Annotated in this window: 18 protein-coding genes, 1 tRNA gene, 1 rRNA gene, 3 pseudogenes and 1 riboswitch; of the genes and pseudogenes, 6 read left to right on the forward strand and 17 right to left on the reverse strand. The window is 28.0% G+C overall.

Translation table 11 applies throughout. The features are described 5' to 3' along the window. Window positions 1-138: 138 nt before the first annotated feature. Window positions 139-273: pseudogene (locus LLF98_RS08630) on the forward strand (transposase); the annotation flags it as partial. Between the two features lie 106 nt (window positions 274-379). On the opposite strand, the gene LLF98_RS08635 reads toward LLF98_RS08630, so the two are convergent. Next, the gene (locus tag LLF98_RS08635) at window positions 380-1,579 is read right to left on the reverse strand and encodes a Fic family protein (protein ID WP_291702730.1); all 1,200 of its coding nucleotides are present in this window, start codon (window positions 1,577-1,579) and stop codon (window positions 380-382) included. Between the two features lie 791 nt (window positions 1,580-2,370). Here LLF98_RS08635 and LLF98_RS08640 point away from each other — a divergent pair. Then, a pseudogene (locus LLF98_RS08640) lies at window positions 2,371-3,181 on the forward strand (tyrosine-type recombinase/integrase). 765 nt (window positions 3,182-3,946) lie between these two features. Further along, window positions 3,947-4,279 carry a transposase gene (locus tag LLF98_RS08645; RefSeq protein ID WP_366512088.1) on the forward strand — a complete coding sequence of 111 codons (333 nt, stop codon included), beginning with the start codon at window positions 3,947-3,949 and terminating at the stop codon, window positions 4,277-4,279. A 173-nt stretch (window positions 4,280-4,452) separates the two neighbouring features. Here the strand turns inward: LLF98_RS08645 and LLF98_RS08650 are convergent, their stop codons facing one another. The 4 genes from LLF98_RS08650 to LLF98_RS08665 form a co-directional block, all read right to left on the reverse strand. Then, a complete protein-coding gene (locus tag LLF98_RS08650) occupies window positions 4,453-5,385 on the reverse strand; it encodes a glycyl-radical enzyme activating protein (RefSeq protein ID WP_291702732.1) in 933 nt (310 codons plus the stop codon). 62 nt (window positions 5,386-5,447) lie between these two features. After that, window positions 5,448-7,877, reverse strand: coding sequence for a glycyl radical protein (locus LLF98_RS08655; RefSeq protein ID WP_291702733.1), 2,430 nt, complete (start codon window positions 7,875-7,877; stop codon window positions 5,448-5,450). A gap of 293 nt (window positions 7,878-8,170) precedes the next feature. Next, window positions 8,171-9,187: a response regulator gene (locus LLF98_RS08660; RefSeq protein ID WP_291702734.1), complete on the reverse strand. Its 1,017-nt coding sequence runs from the start codon at window positions 9,185-9,187 to the stop codon at window positions 8,171-8,173. Then, window positions 9,180-10,379 (reverse strand): PocR ligand-binding domain-containing protein, encoded by a 1,200-nt coding sequence (locus LLF98_RS08665; RefSeq protein ID WP_291702735.1) that lies wholly within the window; start codon window positions 10,377-10,379, stop codon window positions 9,180-9,182. Before LLF98_RS08665 ends, LLF98_RS08660 begins: the two co-directional genes overlap by 8 nt. Window positions 10,380-10,586: 207 nt before the next feature. Between LLF98_RS08665 and LLF98_RS08670 the strand changes: the two genes are divergently transcribed. After that, on the forward strand, window positions 10,587-10,865 hold the full coding sequence (locus LLF98_RS08670; protein WP_291702736.1) for an Arm DNA-binding domain-containing protein: 279 nt from the start codon (window positions 10,587-10,589) through the stop codon (window positions 10,863-10,865). 80 nt (window positions 10,866-10,945) lie between these two features. Here LLF98_RS08670 and LLF98_RS08675 read toward each other — a convergent pair. Next, window positions 10,946-11,020, reverse strand: a tRNA-Arg gene (locus tag LLF98_RS08675). 236 nt (window positions 11,021-11,256) lie between these two features. Next, window positions 11,257-13,632 (reverse strand): HAD-IC family P-type ATPase, encoded by a 2,376-nt coding sequence (locus LLF98_RS08680; RefSeq protein ID WP_291702737.1) that lies wholly within the window; start codon window positions 13,630-13,632, stop codon window positions 11,257-11,259. Window positions 13,633-14,405: 773 nt separating this feature from the next. Here LLF98_RS08680 and LLF98_RS08690 point away from each other — a divergent pair. Continuing rightward, entirely contained in the window at window positions 14,406-15,128 is a 723-nt protein-coding gene (locus tag LLF98_RS08690) for a lysophospholipid acyltransferase family protein (RefSeq protein ID WP_291702738.1), read from the forward strand. Between the two features lie 273 nt (window positions 15,129-15,401). Beyond that, window positions 15,402-16,979, forward strand: a complete 1,578-nt coding sequence (locus tag LLF98_RS08695; protein WP_291702739.1) for a DEAD/DEAH box helicase — start codon at window positions 15,402-15,404, stop codon at window positions 16,977-16,979. 267 nt (window positions 16,980-17,246) lie between these two features. On the opposite strand, the gene LLF98_RS08700 is transcribed toward LLF98_RS08695, so the two are convergent. The 10 genes and pseudogenes from LLF98_RS08700 to rrf all read right to left on the reverse strand — a co-directional run bounded on the left by LLF98_RS08700 (window position 17,247) and on the right by rrf (window position 26,326). After that, complete coding sequence (locus tag LLF98_RS08700; RefSeq protein ID WP_291702740.1) at window positions 17,247-17,759, reverse strand: Hsp20/alpha crystallin family protein; 513 nt, start codon at window positions 17,757-17,759, stop codon at window positions 17,247-17,249. A 184-nt stretch (window positions 17,760-17,943) separates the two neighbouring features. Beyond that, complete coding sequence (locus tag LLF98_RS08705) at window positions 17,944-18,573, reverse strand: HDIG domain-containing metalloprotein (protein WP_291702741.1); 630 nt, start codon at window positions 18,571-18,573, stop codon at window positions 17,944-17,946. Between the two features lie 285 nt (window positions 18,574-18,858). Next, window positions 18,859-19,197: a P-II family nitrogen regulator gene (locus tag LLF98_RS08710; protein WP_291702742.1), complete on the reverse strand. Its 339-nt coding sequence runs from the start codon at window positions 19,195-19,197 to the stop codon at window positions 18,859-18,861. Window positions 19,198-19,338: 141 nt separating this feature from the next. Beyond that, the gene (locus tag LLF98_RS08715) at window positions 19,339-20,583 is read right to left on the reverse strand and encodes an ammonium transporter (protein ID WP_291702743.1); all 1,245 of its coding nucleotides are present in this window, start codon (window positions 20,581-20,583) and stop codon (window positions 19,339-19,341) included. A gap of 513 nt (window positions 20,584-21,096) precedes the next feature. Further along, window positions 21,097-21,201: pseudogene (locus LLF98_RS08720) on the reverse strand (P-II family nitrogen regulator); the annotation flags it as partial. 33 nt (window positions 21,202-21,234) lie between these two features. Further along, window positions 21,235-22,194, reverse strand: coding sequence for a phosphotransferase (locus LLF98_RS08725; protein WP_291702744.1), 960 nt, complete (start codon window positions 22,192-22,194; stop codon window positions 21,235-21,237). 375 nt (window positions 22,195-22,569) lie between these two features. Further along, on the reverse strand, window positions 22,570-22,728 hold the full coding sequence (locus LLF98_RS08730; protein WP_291702745.1) for a DUF1540 domain-containing protein: 159 nt from the start codon (window positions 22,726-22,728) through the stop codon (window positions 22,570-22,572). Between the two features lie 282 nt (window positions 22,729-23,010). Next, window positions 23,011-24,666 carry a SulP family inorganic anion transporter gene (locus LLF98_RS08735; RefSeq protein WP_291702747.1) on the reverse strand — a complete coding sequence of 552 codons (1,656 nt, stop codon included), beginning with the start codon at window positions 24,664-24,666 and terminating at the stop codon, window positions 23,011-23,013. A gap of 198 nt (window positions 24,667-24,864) precedes the next feature. After that, window positions 24,865-25,731, reverse strand: a complete 867-nt coding sequence (gene dapA, locus LLF98_RS08740; protein ID WP_291702748.1) for a 4-hydroxy-tetrahydrodipicolinate synthase — start codon at window positions 25,729-25,731, stop codon at window positions 24,865-24,867. Between the two features lie 160 nt (window positions 25,732-25,891). Next, window positions 25,892-26,058, reverse strand: a riboswitch (Lysine riboswitch). Between the two features lie 151 nt (window positions 26,059-26,209). Next, window positions 26,210-26,326, reverse strand: a 5S ribosomal RNA gene (rrf, locus tag LLF98_RS08745). Window positions 26,327-26,347: the final 21 nt, after the last annotated feature.

The following is a 26,347-nucleotide window of genomic DNA, read 5'->3' on the forward strand; positions in this document are numbered from 1 at the left end:
TTGCTCTGTTACTAATTTTATTATTTCCATCTTGTATTCTACTGAAAATTTCTTTCTTTTAGTCATTTGATTAACACATCCTTATCTGTACTTATTATACATACTTTTCTATGTGTCTATCAAATAGGGTATACTCCAATACAAGTAGAAGGTTCTTTTGCCCAAATAAAGCAAGACATGAATTTTAGAAGATTTATGTGCCGAGGGCAAAAGAACGTATTAGCAGAAAGCATACTTCTTGCTATGGCACATAATATAAACAAACACTTTTGATATATACTAAACGTTCCTTTTGGAGTGTACTCTAATTAAACAAATCAGATTTCTCCCTAAAGATTCGTCTACAATAATAATTAGAGTGTTTCATGAATTTATATTACTATATAAATTCACTTATTTTATCCAAATCTACATCATATAATTTTTTCCTTCCATCTTTTTGAATCCTTAATGCTTCCTTATTTTCTAGCACCTTAAGAGAATTTCTTATTTTAGATACACTACTGTCACAAATACTCTGTAATCCTTCAACACTTAATCCTTCATCCCCAAATAATGTATTTTGAACTAATACATACAATATATCATGAATCCCTTTATCCTTATTATTAATTTTATCAATTATGTCTATAAAATATATAAGTTTATCATGTTTTTGACTAAGTGAATTACATAGGTCATTAATTGATTCAATTAATATATCAAAAAACCTTATAACAAAACTTGTTAGATCTCCTCTATTCTTAATATCATTTGCTATCTTAAAGCTTTTATAATATGAATTTATGTTTTCTTTTATGGTATAAGATAATCTATATGCCACTAGTCCCTGTAATTTTCGTGATAATAAATAGCTACTTATAAATCTACTAGTTCTTCCATTTCCATCATAAAACGGATGAATATATCCAAACATATAATGAAAAACAGCTATCCTAATTAAAAAATTATAATCTTGATTGTTTAAAACATTTAAACCATTTGTCATACATTCTATAATTTTATCTTCTGGATACATTCCTTCATGTATCTTTTTTCCAATTGGATTCTGTACAAAAACTTTATCAGCTCTAAAAATACTACCATCAGGTTCATTTTTGCTATCTTCTTCTACTACTTCTTTAAGAACTAATTCGTCATATACATTTCGTATGTCTTTACATGTAGTAAGTTCAATATTTTCACTAAATAGCATTTCATATTTTTTTACTAATCCATATAGCCTTTTTCGTTTATTTTTTTCTGTTCTATCATTTAATATTTCATTTATTTCTCTTCTTGTACTATGGACACCCTCAATTTCATTTGTCATCTTTATTTCATCAACTAGACAACTTTTTACATACTGATCTAATGCAATACCAGGAACTCCTTTCATCTTATATAAAAGTTTTTTATCTAATTCTAAAATTTTTTCGACTCTTTGTAATATATCATGATTAATAACAACAAAAGCATTATAATTCTCTATTTTAAAATTAAATCTATAAGTTGATTCACTATTAAATCTACTCTTATATAATTCCTCATAATTACTATTATCACTATAAAAAACACTTGAAAGTAGCTTATATTCCATATATACCAACTCCTTTATACTATTAATTATATTATAATATAAAAATTCTAATAAATTAAATATTTTTTATTTTTTACTATTATTTATATTCATCATTATTAACACTTTTATATATATTTTATTCATTGTAACATTAATAATTCACAAATTGTAATAATTAAAATAAAATATTGTATATTATCTTGTTTAAAACTTATCTATATTACAAAATAATCATCATTTCCTATGAATATAATACTATTTATTTTAACTATTAATAAATTAATTGCTCTATTATCTATTAAACCCTTATTAATTCTTAGCTATAAATCTATTTTGTTTCAAGTTTTTAACTCAATAAAGATTTTATACACTCTTATAATATCAATATTACTTTTGCTCTTTATAAAACTATGCAAAATAACCTAGAATATTTCTTTATACTCTAGGCTATAAAATACTTATAAAACTATTTAAATTTGTATTTACATTTATTACAATCTAATTATACTTACATTTAAGCTATACAGCTATTTTTTCCTTATGGACTTTAAAAACACTATAAAATATATTAAAATTCAAACTCACGAACTCCAGAAACATCAGAATTTTATAAATATTCAACCTATAAATGGCTTGTATACTTGAGCTATTCTTAAAATAATCATTCAGTTTTTGTACAGCTGATATTTTCTCACTATCCATTACGTGAGTATAAATATCAGCTGTTATTTCTATTGAACTATGCCCTAAAAATTGAGTCAGTTAGCCACTCCGCTATAAATAACTGTAAATAAAAGGATCTGAATAAAATGGCAAGTTATGAACAAATTTCAAAATACAATTGGAAAGCTATTGTAAGTCTTGGATATAAAAATGGAAATCAAATAAAAACAAAAAAACAAGGTTTTAAGAATAAAAAGGAAGCTGAAAAATGGGTTACAGAAACATTAAATCAAAAGAATAGAGGATATATTGCTCCAACTGAATCTAATATACTCTTAAAAGATTTTATAACGAAATGGTTTGATAAGTATAAAACTAATACTATATCGATCAATACTAGAACTAATTATAAATCTAGAATTGCTACTCATATAATTTCTAAATTAGGTCATTGTAAACTAAATAAAATTACTAATATGATTATTCAAGATTTCTATAACAGCCTCATAAATGAAGGTTTAAAGGCATCTAGTGTAAAAAAGATAATGGAAACTTTAATTAATTGACTATTTGAAAGCTATTAAATATGATAATTGTCTTGAAGCTGATTTTGTAGTTCTAAGTAGAGAAAGTACAATATGTAATCCTCGTAATTTATCAATGAACTTTACTCAAGCTATATCCAAATACAAATTGTCTGTAGATGCATTTCAAAAAACTAATTCAAATAAAGACATTGGTTATTATATGCAACTTAAGCAAATAACATTTCATGCACTGAGGCATACTCATGCTACATTACTAATATTCAATGGTAAAAATATTAAAGTTGTATCTGAAAGACTTGGGCACAAAAATATTGTTACAACATTAAATACCTATACTCACATCATGGATGATATGAAAAATAACACTGCTTCATTGCTTGATAGTATATTTAAATGCAATTTCCAATAAGACCTTAAAAACTTTTTTGTGGAGGATAATCTCCAAATAAGACCTTTTAAAGAAATTTAGAATGTCCTAACCATTGCAGTCAAGCCTTTCTGTTATTGTATATGTTACTCCCAGTAGGAAAAACCTTGTGTATTTTTATAAATTCTTTTACAAATATTATTCTATGTAAACCGTGTATTTTAGCCACTTTGTTAATAATTATATATATTCATAAAATAGCTTGTACACTTTTATATATTTATAAAATGTCGGTATTTTGTCGGTATTCCGACCAACATTTAAATAATTAAATCATCTATAAATGAGCGTTTTTACATCCAATAAATTACCAATAATAAAAAATAGAACATTTATGAAATCATTTGTTATAATTAGGTTCTAACACAAAACATAACAAGGAGATAACATAAATGTTCATTGGCTCAATGAATATAGGAAAATTCTTATCTAAAAGTCCTTGGAATAAAGACTTTATTGAAAGAGCACTCCGTAATTTGGTTATAAACTAAAAAAGCCGGTTTCAAATATGTAGGTGGCTTACGTACTAACAGAGTAATTTATCCTACTAATCATGAAAGGCTTGGCATTAAGCTTAACTCTTTCGGAAAAACACTAACTAAAGAGGATGTCGACCTAGTCAAAGTTGGCAACTCATAGTATTATGTATATTCCTATAAAGGAAAGCTAAATGATTTAAAAGAAGCTTTAATAGTTCTAAGTTGGCCTAAAGAAGCTCTTTTTAAAGATGGATGTTTAAGAGCTTTTATAAGCCCTAATTCCAATATGTCCTTATGGGAATTGCTAAACCACTACAAACATAGATGGCCTATCGAAATTTTCTTTAGAGAATCCAAGAAAAAAATAGGTTTAGATGATTATCAAATTCGCAGTGAAAAAAGTATAAAAAGATATCTGCTTATTATGATGATTACATATGTTTATTGTGGATTAGAAGTATCTGAAGATACTTTAAAATTTGGTAATGGATTAAAAACTGCTAGATCTCAACTAGAGGCTAAAAAAATAACTTTTATTTATGAAAAAACTCAAGCTAGAGATCTTATTTATGCCATTTTAGAGCTTTTCAATATTGCATAAGTATCTCTTTGGTTATTTTGCTGGAAATATTCGTTTGTATTTTCGCTCGTTTATAGGTTAATTTCTCCTTTATTTTAATAAAAAATTGCTACGCAGTTTTTGGGTAATACTATATTTTCTTATAGTAATTTAACAACTCTGGTATTGCAGTAATTTCAACGATAAAAATATTCTTAATCACCTCCAATGTTACATTTAATTCCATAATTTTCAACTATATTTTTAAATTTCTTCATTATCTCATCTGTTGGTGTCTCAACATTTTTTGGCATTCTATAACTTTTACCTAAACAAGTATATTTATTTAATCCAAATACATGATATGGTAATAGATGTATTTCATCTATATTTTTTAAATTTTTTACAAATTCAACTATATCTTTTATACTATTTTCATCACAATTAAAATCGGGAATAACAGGTATTCTTGCAATAACTTTTTCTGCCATTTTTACAATAGTCTTTGCATTGTTTAATATAATTTCATTACTAACTCCTGTAAATTTAATATGCTTAGAGGTATCAATGTGCTTGAAATCCATAAGCACAAGATCAGCGAATGGAATTACTTCCTCTAATATATTATTGTTTGCAAATCCAGTAGTCTCTAAAGCTGTATTCCATCCCATACTCTTACAAGCTTTTAATAATTCGGATGCAAATTTGGGTTGCATAAGAGCCTCTCCACCTGATAGTGTAACTCCACCTCCAGATTTTCTAAAATGTATAGAATCTTTTTTTATGAGTTTAATGACCTCTTCTACTGTCATATCCTCCCCCGACATAACGAGGGCTTCTGAATAGCATTCATCAACACACTCTCCACAATTTGTACATTTATTTCTATCTATCTTATACCCATTATCGAAATAAATAGCATCTCTTTTACACACTTTTATACAATTACCACATCCATTACAAACTTCACTATTAAACATAACTTGTTTGTATGCAGATTGTGATTCTGGATTGCAACACCAAGTACATGATAGTGGACATCCTTTTAAAAAAACTATTGTTCTCATTCCAGGTCCATCATTTACAGAAAATCTTTGTATATTGAAAACTACTCCTTTTTCTTTATAATTAATATCATTTTCAAACATTTTTATCTCCTATCCAAAAGTATTTAAAAATTAAGGCTTGATAATCTCAAGCCTTAATTTTTTTAGAAAGCTTGTTCTGTTCTTGCTATAATATCATCTTGTACACTTTTATCAAGACATATAAATTGAGCACTATATCCTGCAACACGAACTACTAAATCTCTATATTGTTCCGGATGTTTTTGTGCATCTATCAGAACAGCTTTATCTATTACATTAAATTGTACATGCATACCTTTCTCATCAAAATACCCTCTTATAAGTGATGCTAAATTTTTAAGTCCATTGTCATTTTTTAATGAAGACGGATTAAACTTTTGATTAAACAAGGTTCCACTTGCTGCAATAAAATGATCAAGTTTTGCTACGGAATTTGCTGCAGCCGTTGGACCATTTATATCCATCCCGCTGGTAGGAGACACTCCATCTGCTAGAGGTTGTTTAGCGTTTCTGCCATCTGGAGTCGCACCTACTTGACTTCCAAGGTGAACATTATTTGATACTGGATATAATCCTGGTAAAAACTTACCACCTCTTACGTTTGTATGTTTTTCAACTTCTTTACAATACATTAGTGCACCTTCACGAGTTAATTCATCAACTTCATCTATGTCATTTCCAAACTTAGGAGCTTTATGAATAAGAATGTTCTTAATTTCATTAAACTTATTTTTTTCAAGTTCATTACATTTTTCATCTTGTCCAAAATTTGTAATCAAAGCATCTTTTAAGTCATTTAAAGTAATCTTTTTATCCTCAAATACAAGTTTTTTTATTGCCATGAAAGAATCTCCTACATTGGCAACTCCAACTCCTAATGGTCCAGAATAACGATAATGTCCACCACCTTCTTGAATTGATTTACCTTTTTCAATACAATCATCCATTATGCAAGATACAAATGGAAGTGGTGCCCTTTCTCTATGTGCCATATCGACACAGTTATCTGCACACACCATTTGTGATACAAAATACTGCGTTTGCTCTTTATAAGCTTTTATAAATTCATCTAAATCCTTAAAAGAAGTAAATTCACCGGTTTTAGGGCCTATTTGTTTTTCATTAAATTTTCCATTGTTTATGGTCATTTCTAATACTTTTGTTAAATTGAAGAATGCAGCATCGTACCATCCATCTGTTTTTCCTCCACATTGAGGCTCTACACATCCTACAATTGAATAATTTCTAGCATCTTCTAATGTTACACCCCTATTTATAAGAGAAGGTATAATTACTTCATCATTATACAAAGCGGGGAATCCAAGTCCAAGTCTTACTAACTCACAACATCTAAGTAAAAACTCTTCTGGGGTTTTAGTCCATATTCTCGCTGAAAGTGAAGGTTGTGGCAATTTTAAACTTCCGGTAGCTTCAATACACATATATGAAAGTTCATTTGTAGCATCATGTCCATCTTCTGTCTGACCGCCAACAATAAGATTTTGAAACATTCCATAACCGCTAAATGCCTTAGTTACAACTTCATCACGTATTTTTGTTATATCATTAAATTTAACCCATAGACAATCTATAAGTTCTTGAGCTGTTGCCATATCCATATTTCCCGAGTCAATATCTTTTCTAAAATATTCATACGTATATTGATCAAAGCGTCCTGGAGACATAGCATGTCCATTGGATTCCAAACTCATTATCACTTGTATAAACCAGAATGATTGCACTGCTTCATAAAATGTATTGGAACCTTGTTCAAGGGCTTTGTCGCAAATCTCTGATATATTTATCAGTTCCTTTTTTCTACTTAAATCATTTTCATCTTCTGCCATCTTCAATGCCAATTTTGAATATCTTTTAGCATAATTTATAGCTGCTTGACAAGATATAATTATTGATCTCCAAAACTCTCTGTTTTTTACAAATTCCGGGTCAGATTGATTACTATTATTTATCTTATTCTGAACTTCTTCGATAATTCCTTTTAGTCCATATTTTATCACTTTCCCATAATCTACCACATAATGTCCAAGACCATTAAACAAATAATTTCCGCAAGTAAATACATTAGTACTCATTGCATCCTTTGTTTCTTGTGGCATATATGCTTGAGCTAATTCACTTACTGTTTTTCCTTCCCAATACTTAAATAATTCTACGAGTTCTGATTTAACATCTTCTGATATCTGATATGAATCAGATGTTCTTTTCCCTATTCTATCAAACTCTGATACCAGCCATTTATTAGAAAATTCCGGGAACACTTGAGCTGATCTTGGATTTTTAGATAATGTACCAACTATGAGTTCACCATCTCTAATTACTACTGGAATTTCATTTAAAATTTTTTCTAATGCCTTAGCTTTACGTATAATTATAGGCTGATCTTCTGTCTCTTTAAATGATTCAGTGATAAGTCTTGCTCTCTCCACTTCAACACATGGTTGTGCTGAAAGTATTTCTTCTTTTAATTTGCATACTCTTTCACTACTATTTTTAAAACCTTTTGATAAAAAATTTCTTTTTAAAATTTCCATTTATATCACCCTATCCTTTTTAGTTTTTTATACAATCAATAAAAAAGTTGACTGCACATATTCCTTAAGAATATATTACAACCAACTTCATATATTTATATAATATAAATTTATTTAATTACTATAAATATTTATCAACTTTAATAAGATAATGATGTTTTATTATAAATTTTTATTCTAAATATATAATAATTTTGGTTCATCTAGAAATTTTATAAAAAATGCATAGCATGTTGTGTGAAGTATAAAATCACCCGTAAATGATTTTAAATTAGAATATTTAAATTCATCATTTACGGGTGAACTATAATTTTCTTATATTCAAGTGGAGTCATACCTTCTTCTTTTTTAAAAACTGTACAAAAATAATTTGGTTCATTAAATCCTACTGTAAAAGCTAAATCATTTATTGTAATACTTTTTTCACTTAATATTTTTTTTGATTCCTCAATTCTTCTAAGTAATATATATTTATTGAAATTTATACCTAGTTTCTTTTTAAATATCTTGCTTAAGTAAGGTGCACTGAAGTTCATATAATCTGCAAGATTTTTTAACGTAAGATTTTCTCCAAAATGGTTCTCTACGTAATTTAGAGCCTTTTTTATATCATCTGTATAGCATAATTTTTCATCTAAAACAATGTTAAATAATTCTCTCAGAACGTTAAAAAGACAACATTCTAATTCGATAGTACTTGTAATACTATATATATTTAATATAGATTTATAATCTACATTTATTTTAAGGCTAAATTCTGGAATCTCAAATTGCTTCAGTAAAGTTTCTATTAAATTCCTCGTATAATTTCTTGCCTCTTCTAGACTTAAATTCTCAAAATATTTTATAATTTTTTCCATAGTATATGTTGATTTTTTATAGTTATGCTCATTTATATTTTGAAGAAGTATATTTTTACATGTATCAATGGAATATTTACTTTTATTCTCTATATATTTAGTTATTATTTCTATTATTTTTTCCGGCCTAACTGGTTTTAATAAATAATCATCTACTTTTATTCTAAGAGCTTTTTGAATGAGTTCAAATGTATCATAAGCACTTATAAGCACAATCTTTTTTTCTTCATTTTCTCTTTTTATTAACTCGGCAACTTCTAATCCGCTAATTACGGGCAATACAACATCCATTATAATCATGTCAGGCTCCAATTTTTTATTTATATTGAGAGCTTCTTCTCCAGTATAAGCTTCACCCACAACACAGGCACCTTTTATTTTTTTGTTTATTATTATATTTAGTGCCTCTAGTTCCAGAGGCTCATCATCTACAATCAGTATTCTATACATAATTTCTTTCCATTTCATTTTTTAAAAGAGGAAATTTTAATATTATTTTTGTGCCGATATTCAATGTGCTTTCTATTTTAACTTTATATTCACTGCCATAGTAGTATGCTAACTTTTCATTTGCGTTATATATACCTATACCTATGGATTCTTTTTTATATTGACCATTTAATATAAGACATAATTTATCATTTGGTATCCCAAGTCCGTTGTCCGAAATAGTTATTATAGCATCGTTATTTAAAATATGACCATCAATGCCTATGGTTCCACCTTCTTTTTTAAGGCTTATCCCATACATCACAGCATTCTCTACAAAACATTGAATTATCATAGAAGGGATTTTGATATGATTCATCTTCATATCAATATTGATATTATATTTAACTCGTTCTCCAAACCTTAAGCATTGAATTTCTAAATATTTAATAACATTTTTCATTTCATCTTCCAAATTGACTTTTTTACCTGTATTCCTTGAAGTATCTCTATATAATTCAGCTAGAGAATATAGCATTTGCTGAGTTCTATCTGCACCCTCAATTAGTGCTAAATTAGCTGCAGAATTCAGCACATTAAATAGAAAATGTGGATTCACCTCTGATTGCATAACTTTAAGTTTAGATGTTTTTAATTCTTCTTGTAGTTTTTCTTTTTGTAGTTTTTCTTCAATTATTTGTTGAATTAATTGGTTCACTGAATTATAAACTAAAGAAGCCATTGATATTATTTTATCATATTCAATATATTTTATATTAAAATATTCTTTTTTTAAATAACGATCTTTTTCAATTTCATCACTATAATCATTTAATCCTTTTAATGGTGGAAATTTATTTTCATTAGTTCTTATTTGCCCAAATAATACTGACCCTAAATATTCATCATTTGCAATAATGGGTATCGAAATATCTATCAATCCATAAGGACATATATAAATATAGGGTTCCTTTTTTAATGCAGATTCCAAACCTGCATGTGCATTTGAGGAACAACATATATTTCTTCCTTTTTCTGTACTTCTTACTTTTTTACAAAAACTCGAAAAATTTGAATAAGTTATAACAGGGTTACCCTTAAAATCTACTATATTATACGCAAGACCAACAATTTCAGTAAGCATTTCCTGTAAGTTTTTAAACAAGCTACTCTTTATTATATCTTTTAAACTTAAATTTTTACTATTGAACATATGAAACACTCCTTAAGACTCAGTAATGTAATTTATGATTCAATTATTTATAATAATGCTGATTTACTTATACATATCTATACTTGATACAATAATAACTCATTTTAAAAATATAATCAATTATTCAAATAATCTTAAATAACTCTCTAATTGTATTTCCATATTTATCTAATTTTTTTCATAGATTCTTTCATTATAGCGCATGAAATGTATTTTATATCGTTATCTTTCACATCCACTATCTCATTTATATTAGATATTTCCTCCAATAGAGATCCATCAACAGGCAAAAGAATTAGAAAATTCAAAAGCGGCTTTAGAACTAAAAAGGAAGGTACTGCATACGTTAATTCTTTAAGTGTAGATATTTCAAATGGCTTAAATATTATGGATAATAAAATAACATGGGATACTTATAGTCATGTATTACCTTCAATGAAAAAACATGCTGCCGATCTATTAAATAACGTATTTGATGACTTGTAATTTTTTTTGCACTAAAATGTCGATACTTTTAAATCAAAAAAGGCTTAACCCTTGCAGTTAAGCCTTTTCTCTTTATACATTGGTACTCCCAGCGGGAATCGAACCCACATCTATCCCTTAGGAGGGGATTGTTCTATCCATTTAACTATAGGAGCATATATTTCAGAATCAAACTAATATCATTAATTCTTACTTATAAAGTTTATTATAATTATTTAGTATTGTCAACTTTGTTATACAGATATATCTAGTATTTATTCATTGGACTGTCTCAAAAGTCTAATTGATAATGAAGAGCAAGAGAAAGTTTTACTAACCAAATATAAAATTTAGTTCCTTCAATTTTCTCTTTGATCTTATTCTCAATTGTGAATTGTGCATTGTTAATTAATTAAGTTGTTTTAACTTTAAATTTTCTATTAACCCTAACTCTAAATATATCTACAATGCTAGTTATTAACGGGCCTGATAATAATATTACAGCTAAGGATATTATCCAATGTTTTAGTTGTATTTCAGATAGACTAAATATCTCTCTTCCAATTGGAGTTAAAAATCCAAGTACTATAATCCCAAACATTGCTAAACACATTGTTGTTTTAAACTTAGTTAGTGGTCTTGCGACTCTAAATAATATTACCATGCTAATTCCTGCAAACATTAATACTGCTAAAGTTCTGCTATATATCATTGGTAACTTCATTTGAAGTGCTACTAAAAATGTGATAAGTGTAAATAAAGCGAGTAATATTCCATTTGGAATGCTAACTGTCAATATTCTAGTTAAGAATCCTTTTTTTACACCACCAGTGCTAGGTAATAATGCTAAGAAGAATGATGGAATTCCTATGGCACAGCTTCCTACTAGAGATAATTGTATTGGTATTATTGGATATTCTATAAATAATATTGAACATATAAATGCTAGAATTATAGAATATATAGTTTTGGATAAAAATAATTCTGAAACTCTCTCTAAATTATTAATTTGCTTTCTTCCCTCTTCAACAACCTTAGGAAGTGCAGTAAAATCTGATTTCATTAATACTAATTGCGCTACAGCTTTAGTTGCATCAGATCCATTTGCCATGGCTATTCCACAATCCGATGCTTTCAACGCAAGTACATCATTTACTCCATCACCTGTCATTGCAACAGTATGATCCATTTCTTGAAGTGCTAAAACAATTCTCTTCTTCTGATGTGGAGTTACTCTTCCAAAAACGGACGTTTCATTTATTAGCGCCTTTAATTTATTATCATCATCTGGCAATTCTCTTGCATCAACATAATTCTCCCAATTGTTTACCCCAGCACGTCTTGCAACTTCTGAAACTGTAACTGGACTGTCTCCAGATATTATTTTCACATCTACACCTTGATTATTAAAGTATCTCAATACATCTGGAGCTGCTTCTCTTATAATATCTTCAATTAATATTAAAGCAACACTTTCTATCTTACCCTCTAAGTTATTATTTAAGTTATTATGAAGCTTTGCTAATAACAATACTCTTTTTCCTTTTTTAGCTTCCTCTTTAACTAAATCTTCTATAAAATGATATTCTTTATTTAATATTATTTCTGGAGCTCCAAGAATCCATGTTCCAAGTTCCTCAAATGTTATCCCACTCCATTTTCTTTTAGATGAAAATGCAATCTTATCTATACATTTTATACTCTTATCATATTCTGCATATTTAGCCACTATAGCTCTTTGTGTTGGATTATTACTTGGAAGATTATGAATTAAAGCTGATAATATGTTATCTATTTCTTCTAAATCCATGCTTCCAATGTTTTTAACTTCTGATAATATTAGATCTCCTTGTGTTAAAGTTCCTGTTTTATCTAAGCAAAGTACATCTACTCTTGCTAAAACTTCTGTAGCACATAATTCTTGAACCAAAGTGTCATACTCAGATAATTTTATAATTGAAACTATAAATGTAGCACTCGTTAATAGCACTAAACCTTCTGGTATCATTCCAATAATCCCTGACATTGCTCCTATAGATGCATTTTGCCATGTATTCCCGGGAATTCTTAATTGCGTTATTATTAGTAAAACTGACAAGGGTGGCACAATCCATAGTATTACTTTAAAAATTTTATCTATAGATGTTTGTAACTCTGAATTTATTATTTTAAATTGCTTAGCCTCTTCAGCAAGAGTTGAAGCATAAGTTTCTTTTCCAACTTTTGTAACCAATGCATAGCCTTCTCCAGCAACAACAAAACTTCCAGACAATAGCTTTTCTTCTGGGTGCTTAGCAATGGCATCTGCTTCTCCAGTTAACATTGATTCATCTATTTCTAATCCGTTGCTATATAAAACTTCTCCATCTGCTAATACCTGCAATCCTGTTTCTAAATAAAGTACATCATCAAGTACAATTTCTTCTATGGGAATTTCTTGTATCTCTCCATCTCTAAAAACCTTTGCATGTGCCATACTTATAACAGATAACTTTTCTAATGTATACTTAGCTTTAACTTCTTGGACTACACCTATTAGTGTATTAACTATTATAACCCCAACAAATATAGCATTTTTGGGTGAACCTGCTAAAATAATTACTGTTGCAAGTGCACAATTTATAGCATTAAATTTTGTAAACAAATTTGCTCTTATTATTTGAGGTATAGTTCTTGATGGTGTTTTAGGAATATGATTAACTTTTCCCTCTTTAATTCTTTGTTTAACTTCTTTTGATGTTAATCCTATTATACTCTCATCTATGTCCAATATATTATTTAAACTCATCAAATTTCCCCTGTCTATGTAAATTATTTTGATATACTATATTCATAGAATTAATCATTATACTATATATTCTGTACAGTCAAAAATTCTATAAAAAAAGTTAACCCTTTTAGGTAAATTTATAGTATCATTTTAATTGCTGAAATTAAAGAGGAGATACAATCTACCAAAGGAATTAACTAAAATTAGTTTATCATAATATGGGTAGATTAACTATAAATTATGTGGAATTTAATAAATAAAATTTTAACCAACTTGGACAAAAATTATACCAAGAGTTGTGTTTTTCACTTGTCAGCTACAACAGTATAAATCCTATATTGATTAGCACAGATCTTAATCTAAATCCAGGAACAATAATAAGACTGTATAGCTATCGTTTTAAAATCGAGTGTACATTTCGTGAATTAAAACAAGTAATCGGTGCTTTTAGTTATCAGTTTCAGAAGCAACTGTAGCATACTACTTTCAAAAAACATTATCCGTATTATGATTAAAAATGCGGAGTTAAGCATAACTAAAATAATTAAAAATAAGCAGGTGGACCCTTCGTTTTATGAGGATCTACAGGTTTTTTAATGATAAATAATTTTTGACTGTCCAGTATATATTATACATTTATTAATATTATTTTTCCCTATATATATACTTAATTTTAAATTAATTTTATATAAACTTAATATTTTAATAACATATTAAATCTTTTAATACACCATTTTTTGTAATATACTAGTTAGTATAAGAATTAATATATTAAGGATGTGTAGTAGCTGATGATACGAACTATATTTTTTTATTTCTCTATTATGATAAGTTTTATTGTTATTTCTTTTTTTAGAATTAATGTAAAAATTTTAACTATTAAAGGTGCCATAAAAAGAAGAGATAAATATATTCATAAAGTGGTTTCTATATGGTCTAAATTCATAATAACTATATCTGGAGCAAAAGTTAATGTTATCGGTATGGAAAATATTCCTAAAAACCAAACTATACTTTTTATCTCAAATCATCAAAGTTATTTTGATATACCACTATTAATAAGTTCTATTAATATGCCTAAGGGATTTATTGCAAAAAAAGAACTTGAAAGATGGCCTTTTATTAGCACTTGGATGAAATATATAAATTGCATTTTTATGGATAGACATAATTTAAGAAAATCTGCTGAATCAATAGTTGAAGGCATTAACTTATTGAAATCTGGTCATTCAATGGTAATTTTTCCTGAGGGAACCAGAAGTAAAGGAAAACCAGTTAATGAATTTAAGGGTGGTAGTTTTAAACTTGCCACGAAATCAAAATGTCTAATAGTTCCACTAACTATAAATGGGACATATAAGCTATTAGAAGCAAACAATAGAATGATTAAGGGTGCAGACATAGAGCTAGTAATACATCCTCCAATTGATATCAATAAATTAAACAAAGAAGAATTAGAAAAATTACCTGAAACTGTTCATTCTATTATAAGTAGCAAATATAAAAATTATTAATATAGAACAAAACTGACTATGCTACAAAATAACTTATATTATTCTACAAATTATTTATGAATAACTTCCAAACAAAAAGTTAAATATAATAAAAGATAGCTTTAGATATCTATATTTAGTTATTCAGTCATCATCCCTACTTATAAAAAATACTTTTGACATTTGTCGATTATTTGTGTTATAATAAACTCATTTGACTTATATATAAAACTTTAGTATTAATTATTAGAGTGAAAACTACCCAATTTTAAAATAAAGAAACGAGGATATTTAATGAATGATAATCAATTTGCTACATTAGGTCTTAAGGAGAGTATTGTAAAATCAATATCAGACCTTGGTTTTACGAAACCATCTCAAATACAAGAACAAAGTATTCCGGTAGCACTTAGTGGTGCAGACTTAATAGGTCAGGCACAAACTGGTACTGGAAAAACTGCTGCGTATACTTTACCAATTATCACTAGAATGAGCGATAAACCAGGAATAAAAGCTCTTATTCTAGCTCCAACAAGAGAGCTTGCAGTTCAAGTTAATGATGAAATTCAAAGACTTTCAAAATATGAACAACTTGAAACATTATCTGTTTATGGTGGAGATTCAATCGATAGACAAATGAGAGCTCTTAGAAAAGGTAATATAGATATTGTTGTTGGAACACCTGGAAGAATGTTGGATCTTATAAAAAGAAAATGCCTTCATTTAGAAAATGTAGAGTTTTTAGTATTAGATGAAGCTGACGAAATGCTTAATATGGGATTTATTGATGATATTGAAGAAATTCTTAGCCATACTCCAGCTGAAAGACAAACTTTATTATTTTCTGCAACAATGCCTGCTCCAATAGCAAAGCTTGCTAAGAAATATATGAAACCAGATGCTAAACTTATTAGTGTTAAGAAAAGTACACTAACTGTATCTAAGATTAAACAAAACTATTTCATGATTAATAATAAGCATAGATTAGAAGCTCTTTGTAGATTATTAGATCTAGATAAACCAACTTCAGCTATAATCTTTTGCAGAACTAAAATAGGTGTTGATGAGCTTGTACAAGAATTGCAATCAAAAGGCTACATGGTTGAAGGAATGCATGGAGATATGACTCAAACTCATAGACTAGCTACTTTAAATAAGTTTAAAAAAGGTACTTTGAGTTTATTAATTGCTACCGATGTTGCAGCTAGAGGTATCGATATTGAAGGTGTAACTCATGTATTTAATTATGATTTACCTCAAGATGTTGAGTCTTATGTTCATAGAATTGGTAGAACTGGTAGAGCAGATAGAAGTGGTACTGCTTATTCATTAGTAACTCCAAAAGATTTATCAATGCTTAAACAAATACAAAATGTTACTAAAAGTTCAATAACACAAAGACCAGTTCCAACTGCTGAAGAAATCAATAATAAGAAATTTAAGGATATGATCTCAGAAGTTGAAGAAGCTATTAAAGCTGGAGAACTTACTAAATTTATTCCAAGTGCAATAGAATTAACTGAAGCTAATGATCCAATATCAATTATTGCAGCTTTGATGAAAATCAAGTTTGAAAATGAAAGTGTTTTTGATTATAGCTCAAATAATTTAGATGCACCTAAAAAAGATGATGTTCGTTTATTCTTCTCTGTCGGCAAAAGAGATGGTTTAACTCCAAAAGTATTAATTAACTACATAAAAGATATGACACGCGTTAATTCTTCAGTAATTGGTCAAATAGACCTTATGGAAAACTTCTCATTTGTAACAGTTAGTGAAACTGTATCAGCTAAAATTTTAGATAAATGCCCAGGTGGAAAAATTAATACAAAGCGAGTTAACGTTGAAGTTGCCAATAAGCGTAAGAGATAATAAAATTTTATTAACTTAATACTCTTACTTAAGGGAAGATTTATTCTTAGGTGTATACCTAGAGCTTATCCTCCCTTTTTTATTTTCTAATTTTCTTATAGATATATGTTGCAATAATGATTTTACAATTAAAAATCTTAATAGTAAGTCACTAAAAAGTACTTGAATGTAGAAACTTATTTGCAACATTTAGATACAAATATTATAAATTATCCTTATAAATCCAATATTATCCACAGTGTACTTTATACTTATTCACATATTCTATTAGTTATCTTCATAAGAATCCACATCTACTATACTTGATACACTTTCTAGCGCATATTTTTTTTGCATTCTCATGCTGAGAATTCCATTATCAATACTTTTAAGTATTTGACTTGTATCTATTTCTTCAATGTTTTCAAATTTCTTATTATATGCTTTCTTGACAAGTATATTTCTTCCAATTTCCTTAAAACTACTTTTTTCTATTTCTAATCTATTTAAATTTATTTCTATTATTCCAGGATCATATCTTATACTCAATTCTCGAAGATCAATACCTTTTAAATCTATAGCTAGCAAGTACATATCTTCATATTGCTTAAGTTCAATAAAATTATTTTTATTTACCTCTTCTGTTCTTTCATAATTTCCATTAGAAAAAGTAGTTCTATAACTTTCTGTAAATCCACTTATATCAATATTATCTAAAAAAGAATGCATCACACTATTTATTTTTTCTATATTACTTAAGTTGAAAATATCCCCAAATTTAAAAGAAAAAATCTTAATCATACTATCCTCCCAATATATTTCTTAACACTATATAATATTTATCAAGTGGCAATTTGTTTAAAATATTTATTTTATTACTCTTCTTTTATTAATTTAGAATTAATACATTATATTTACATATTAATCCGACCTAATTTGCTACATTATGTGTGAATATTCTAAATACATTAATAAATGTAAAATGTTATTTATCTTTACTAAAATTTCTTATCTTTTCTTTAAATTTATTTACTTCAATTATTGTATTCTTAATTTCATTACAATCTAAATTTCCTCTACCTAATCTATCAGAAAGTGAAACTAAAACTATTTCATTAGTATTCACATCTTCTAACATATTACTTATATTTTGAAACTTTAAATTCTTAGTAACAAACAAACTCTGCATATGCCATCTTACAAGAACTGTTACTTCAGTTATAAAACTTTCTTGTTCATTAAAATAAGTCAAAAACTCCCTAGTCATATTTGCTCCTACAATATCATGATCGTAAGAAGTTAATCTTCCCTTTCTAACCTTAGTAGTTGATTTTTTACCTATGTCATGTAATAAAAGTGCCCACATAAAGACTCTTTTATCCTTGCTTTTTTCTCTATGCTTTGCACCTTCATCAACAACCATCATTGTATGTATAAATACATTTCCTTCGGGATGAAATTTAGGACTTTGGTCAACCTCTTGTAAATCCTTAATCATTGAAAATGGATATTTATCAAACATATGAGCTTTTAATGCTTTTTCTAAATAACTAGATGGTTTATCATCATTAAGTAGATGCTCTTCTATATTAAAAAAAATCTCTTTATCAGTCATAATATACTCCCCTTAAATTTTCTTGCAATTAGCAGTATAAATTTATCTTATATTAACATCTTCAGATTTGAATCTATTCTAATTATTAGTATATCAAATATTTGAATTTTTAAGCAAAAAAACTCAAATTCTTAAGACAACTTTAAAACATTAAATAGAAAACAGTAGATAATTCTGCATAACAGAAATTTATCTACTGTTTTCTATTTATAAAGTATATTAATGAATTTAAATATAATTTTTTTTGTATCCGATATCTTTATATTGTTATACTGTATATTTATTTTATAATGCAGAACTTCCTCTGTCACCAGTTCTAATTCTTATACAGTCTTCAATGTCAATAACAAATATCTTTCCATCACCGACTTCCCCAGTTCTAGCAATTGAAGTTATTAATTCAATAACTTCTTCTACTTTGCCATCTTCAACAACTATTTTAACTTCTATCTTAGGTAGTACATTCGTTGTTATTTCAGTACCTCTATGATATTCCTTCCAGCCACGTTGTTGTCCACAACCCATAACTTGACTTATAGTTACTCCATTTATATTATTATTTTTTAATGCATCTTTAATATCTTCAAGCTTTGAAGGTCTAATAATTGCTTCTACTCTTTTCATAATATATTCCTCCCTAATCATACATCTGCAATAAGCATATATGATATAAAATATTATTTATTCTATAACTATTTATTCTAACCTAGTTTATTACACTATAATTGTACCAAAAATCTTAGTATAAATCTATTACTATATATATTAATCTAAACCGTTAAATGCAGGATAAGCTGTTTCACCATGTTCAGCTACATCAAGTCCATCAGCCTCTTCTGAACTTCCAACTCTAATATCCATAAACAATTTCATAACTTTTATAATTAAGAAGGTCATAACACCTGCAAATATTATTGTTATTGCAATACTCATTATTTGTGCAATGAAAAGTTTAGTATCTCCATAGAAAAGACCATTCCATTGTGCTACAGGATTAATTGCAGTTTGACCAAAAAGTCCAGTTGCGATACCTCCCCAAACTCCGCCGATTCCATGGCATCCAAAAGCGTCAAGTGCATCATCATATCCAAACTTAGCTTTTACCTTTTCCATAAAGAAGAAACAAATTGGAGATACTACTATACCTATTACAATTGATGCCAAAAGTGGAACAAAACCTGCTCCTGGTGTAATTGCAACTAACCCTACTACTGCTCCTGTTGCTGCTCCAAGTAATGTTGGTTTACCATGTTTTACTTTTTCAATTAACATCCATGAAAGCATTGCAGCAGCTGCTGCAGTATTTGTTGTCATGAATGCATGTACTGCAAGTGGACCAGCTCCTAATGCACTACCTGCATTAAATCCAAACCATCCAAACCAAAGTAATGCTGCTCCAAGAACTACAAATGGAATATTATGAGGTCTATATGATATCATTCCATGTCCACGTCTCTTACCTAACATAATACAAGCTACAAGACCTGAAATACCTGAACTTATATGAACTACATTTCCTCCGGCAAAATCAACAGCTCCTAAAGAACTGATTAATCCACCAGCCCCCCATACCATATGAGCCATTGGATAATATACTAAAAGTGACCATACTCCTACAAATATGAATAATGCTGAAAACTTCATTCTTCCTACTAAAGATCCAGTTATAAGTGCTGGAGTAATTATTGCAAACATCATTTGAAATGCTGCAAAAAGCTCTTGAGGTATAGTAGGTGCATATGCTGAAGGATCTGCTCCTACCCCATTAAAACCTAAGAAATTAAGCCCACCTATTATCCCATGAAAATCATTACCAAAAGACAATGAATAACCTATTAAAACCCACATTACTGATGCTAATCCACAAATAAAGAATGAAGACATCAATGTATTTAAAACATTTTTTCTACGAACCATTCCACCATAAAAGAATGCAAGTCCTGGTGTCATTAAAAGTACCATTGCTGAACAAATCAATATAAAACTGCTATCGCCTAAATTAATTTCCATAAAAATATCCCCCTTTAAAATAATAAATTTAACTGTAAAATTTAAAATACATTTAACTATTTAATTCTCTTAATAATTTTTTAAATAAATATTAATTTAAAAGTAACTGCGCCCCATTACTTTCAAATATTAGTTTTGTAAAGCCTTTTTACTTCACCTATTACATTATCGTAATTTTTTACATAAAAACGGTGCTTGGGAAATATACCTTTTCAAGTACATTTCACAAACACCGTCGTTTATATTTCATAGTATATTATTTAAGCGTAAATTTGTCAACATACTTTTTGAATTTTATTTAGAATGTTATTTTTTCATGATGTTATATAAATAAAGTTCATATTTGTTTAATGGTAATTTTAATTACCTAGTTTTGCTATCTATATTTTTAAGAGAATTCCAAAGAATTTTCCCCTTATTAAGATATTTTAATTATTAGGTGTCATAGTATATAAATTATCCATTATTCATGAAAAATAAACCACCAATTTTAGTAAATTAATTTATTGTAAATAAATTTACATTATATTCAGTACCTCTGTAAATTGTTTTATATCCTTTTTGATTACCATAACCCATAATATTTGAAATCATGACACCATTAGCATTGCATTCTGTATGTTTTTATAATTTGTTTTTTCGAATTCTTCATCATTTTAATATATTTATATTATTAATTATTATATGTTTTATGTTTGCATATTTATTTGGCATATTCTCTTCTCCATCAATTAGTTGAATTAAATTTATTAAATCGCGAAGCTTGCTTATTTTATACCAATCCTTATTCAACTTATAGTATGAATTTTTATTATACTCATCCTCAAATACATTTAACAAATTGATGTTAAAATACTCTTCATATCTAAAAAATTGTCCTATATCTGATAGCGGATGTCCCGCCATTGCAAATTCCCAATCTAAAATTCCAGATAACTTTCCATTTTTTATCAATATATTTGTCCCTTGAAAATCACCATGAACTAAACTAATTTCCTCATCTAATTTTTCTAATATTTTTTCATTTTTTTTAACTATATTATTAATTTTATTTATAATATTCTTTCCTAGCCGTTGCTTTGCTCTTTCCCCCATAAATTTTTGATACCATATTTTAAGCAGGGGTAAACTTTCTTTTACATTCAAATGTTCATCTAGAAATCCTACCTTATCAAATTTATGCTTATGTATCATAGTTAAAGTTTTTGCAACTTCTCTAACAAACCTTTCTTCTACTATATAACCACCTTTTATAGCTTGTCCAAGCGTCATGCCTTCTATATACTCATAAATTGCATATTCCTTATTTTGAATAATATCACTTCTGCTAAATCTATATATTTTAGAAACAGGTATAGATTTATTCTCATTAAGTTTAGTTAATAATTTAATTTCTTTCTTATAACTTTGATCTGTTGAAATGAATATTTTTAAGATATATTTATTGGGAAATTCACTTGTTTGAATGATATAATTTGTTGTCCTACACCCTTCATTTATTGGTATTATATTAATAATATTCTTTTCTTCTAATATACCTTCAAATAACTTGCTAACTCTACTTTTATCAATTTCTAAAAACGGAAACGTTCTTTCCCAATCATATTCCATTAACTATACCTCGCTACTCTATATAGTTTTATATAATATATAGCCGTTCTAGTACTCCCCTCTCTTTATATGGGTGTTAAGAACAACACAATCTTAGGTAAGTTCGACTAAATTCAGCTAGAGTATAAAACTCCACCTGAAAAGCTTCACTTTATAATTAGATTCTTCTTATTAAATTTAATTATAATATATTGTTGCTATATATGTTATGAAAATTTTATCAATGTGTTTCATTATGTTGTTATAGCAACAAATTAAATGACTCGAGCTTGTTAATTTTATTGGTTCAAATTCATGTCGTAAAATAAAATTAAAAAAGATGTTCTAAATACGTATTTCCTTTAGAACATCTTTCCATTAAGAATATAATATGACCTATCTTACTTCAAATGACTCACAATCTGTACACTCCGTCTTTGTTGGGTTTTTTTCATGTGTACCTACTTTGATTTCTTGTAATGTACAATATCCCTTTGATTGCGCATGATATTGACATTGTTCAACTGAACATTTTATAGATAAATTTGCATCCATTTTTATCACTCCTTATCACTTTTTCAAGAATAGTATTCGTAAAATCCACTTAAATATACTATGATTCAGTAATTCATTTATGGGTTTATATACCATTTATGTAATACATCCTTATTATTTCCAAGGGAATAATAGTTAAGTTGTGATAATCTATATTTCTAACTTATTATAATTATATTATAACCTGTTGAAAAACAAGATTAATAATTTCATACCACATATCCTCATTAATCTTATTTAAATTATTTCCATTAAACTAAAAAATGAAAAATATCTTAGAATTTAAGATATCTCTAGACATTTTATATACTCATAAGCTATTTCTATTGCTTCCGTCTTAGTTTCACATATATGACTTTCTCCAATTTCAACTACAAATCCCATTTTATTTAATACTTTCATTGGTTGATCTTGTATATGAGCTAAGCAAAGTTTTATGTTTAAATTATTACAATGCTTAAGCAATCTAGTTAATGCATCTATTGCAGAAGCATCTATTGCACGGGTATGCTTCATATCTAAAATAACAACCTCAACAGAAGATTCAAGTTCTTTCATTTTTGCAATAAACTCTTGTACTACCCCAAAAAACAGTGGTCCATTTACTTGATATACATGTATTTTTCCTGCTGCTTTTTCTAATGCAGTAGATATATCCCCATAAAAAACTTCCTCATCTACTAAATTTCTAATTTGAGTAGTTTCTGATATTCTCTTCATGAATAAGAACATTGCCATAATCATTCCAATACTTATTGCAACAACTAAATCAAATACAACTGTACATCCAAACGTAATTAATAATACAATAACATCACTCTTCGGAGCTTTTAATAATGCCTTAAAAGCTCTCCATTCACTCATGTTATATGATACAACTATTAAGATTGCAGCAAGTACAGTCATTGGTATCATCTTTGCAAGAGGCATTAAAACTAACATAGTAGCCAGTAATGTTATAGCATGGACCATTCCTGATATCGGACTTCTTCCACTTGATTTTACATTAGCAGCAGTTCTTGCTATAGCACCTGTAGCTGGTATTCCACCAAATAGTCCTGATGTAATATTAGCTAATCCTTGAGCAACAAGCTCCATATTAGAATCATGTGTATCTTCAATCATTCCATCTGCTACCACTGCTGATAATAATGATTCGAGAGCTGCTAAAATAGCAATTGTCATAGCTGGTCCAAATAATTTGTTTATTATAGTTATGCTAATTACTGGAAATCCAGGAATTGGTATTGCTGATGAAATTTCTTGAAATCTACTTCCTATTGTTTCTACTGGTAGATTTAATAATTTTACAGCAATAGTTACAATGACCAATGCAATCATTGAACCCGGTATCGTCTTATTAATCTTAGGCCAAAGCACTATTATAATAACAGAGCTTATACCTATTATTAAAGACCATATACTTAATGACCCTATATTTGCAAAATAACTTTGCCACTTTTCAAAAAATTCTGCTGGAACATTGTTAATTTGTAATCCTAAAAAATCCTTAAGTTGTGATGACATTAATGTTACTGCTATACCCGCCGTAAATCCTATAGTTATTGTTTGCGGTATATACTTAATGAATGAACCAAATCTTAATAATCCCATTATGACTAATATAACTCCAGCCATTATTGTAGCAATAATAAGTCCATTTAAGCCATATTGCTGAATAATTGAATAAATTATAATAACAAAAGCCGCTGTAGGACCACCTATTTGAACTTTACTACCACCCAAAAATGAGATTATAAAACCTGCAAGGATTGCTGTTATAAGTCCTTTTTCTGGTGACACCCCTGATGATATGCCAAGTGCTATTGACAATGGCAATGCTATTACAGCAACAATAATTCCAGATATGATATCTTTCATAACTTGCTCTTTTGTAAATTCCTTGTTCTTAATCATATAAAAGAACTTAGGCATCATTTTTAATCACTTCCTTATTTAATTGTTCAGTTTTTATATTACTCCTAATCACTGTACTAGTCAAAGTAAAATATTCATTTTTTTACATTAAAATTATTCTTCTGACAATTAAATTTATGATTAACTCGTATATTCAATAAACAATTAAAAAACATATCGTATACATTTAAGTTTCTACGAAAACATTAAGTGAATTTTTTATAATTTAATAATACTATCTAATTTATTTTCTAATTCTGCTGTAATATTAACTAATGGCAATCTAACTTCATCTGAATCTATTACTCCTAATTTATTGAGGCAATATTTCAATGGTGTAGGATTAGGCTCTGAAAATAAAAATGGTATCATATTATATAAAACTTGCCATTTTTTCAATGCAGCCTGGTGATTGTTAGCTTTAATTAAATTATAGATTTCAATAAATTCTTTAGTTCTTAAATGAGCAGATCCCATTATCCCACCGTGTCCACCAAGTATAAGTGTTGTATAAAAATAAGCATCTTCTCCTGTTAAAATTGAAAAGTCCTTTGGTGGATTAAGCAATAAATCTGTTGTTTGCTTCATATCGCCCGAACAATCTTTTACCCCTATAATATTTCTCAATTCTGACAGCTTATGCATAGTCTCATTTTCAACATTAGTTCCAGTTCTATATGGGATATTATAAATTATAATATCTAAATCAGTTGCTTCAGATATACACTTGAAATGTTCATAAAGTCCTCTTTGATTTGGTCTTGAATAATATGGTGCTACAGATAATATTCCATCAACTTCATATCTTTCTACTACTTTTAGTTTGTTAATTACTTCACTAGTATGGTTTCCACCTAACCCTACATATAATGATACTCTATTATTATTGTATTCAATCGTTTTGGCCAAAATTTCTTCATATTCATTAGTTAAAATAGTAGGTGATTCTCCAGTTGTTGCTAGTGGTACTATTCCACTTACTCCTTGTTCTATATAATGATTTACCATTTTCTTATAAGATTTGAAATCTACCTTTCCATCTTTAAATGGCGTTATTAATGGTACTAATACTCCTTGAATTTTCATCAATTATTACAACTCCTCAAATTTATTTTGTACCCTCAAGGGGTACTTAGTAAAATAAGAAAACCCGTTAGTATATATACTAACGGGTAGAGTTAATCGCATAAAGCTTTATATAAAACTAAAAATAATACTATTTATACTATTATTTTAAATTTTATCAAATCCTTGTAGCTCTCCACTTTCGTGACAGTTATGCATATATTCTACGCATACCCAGAAATAAATTTTTGCACAATTTAAATCTTCGGCCATAATACCTTTCCTTATTAATCAACGTCTGCAAACTCATAATAAGTAATATTTATTAATAGCGCCTCTACCATAGGTTCCCATATTAAATTACTTAAAATTATATCACTTCATTAAATACCTGTAAATAATTTTTTAACCAAATTATGATACTTAATGCAAATATCCAAATAATTTATAAACATATAAACTGAAAAAGGATAGTTATAAATAACTATCCCTTAATCTTACCTCGCAACGTCCTACTCTGCCACACAGTCACCCGTGCAGTACCATCGGCGCTATAGACCTTAACTGTCCTGTTCGGAATGGGAAGGAGTGTTACCTCTATGCCATCGTCACGAGATGCTAGTTTATTCTAAATCTT

This window comes from Clostridium sp. (genome assembly GCF_021372645.1).
GTDB lineage: Bacteria > Bacillota > Clostridia > Clostridiales > Clostridiaceae > Clostridium.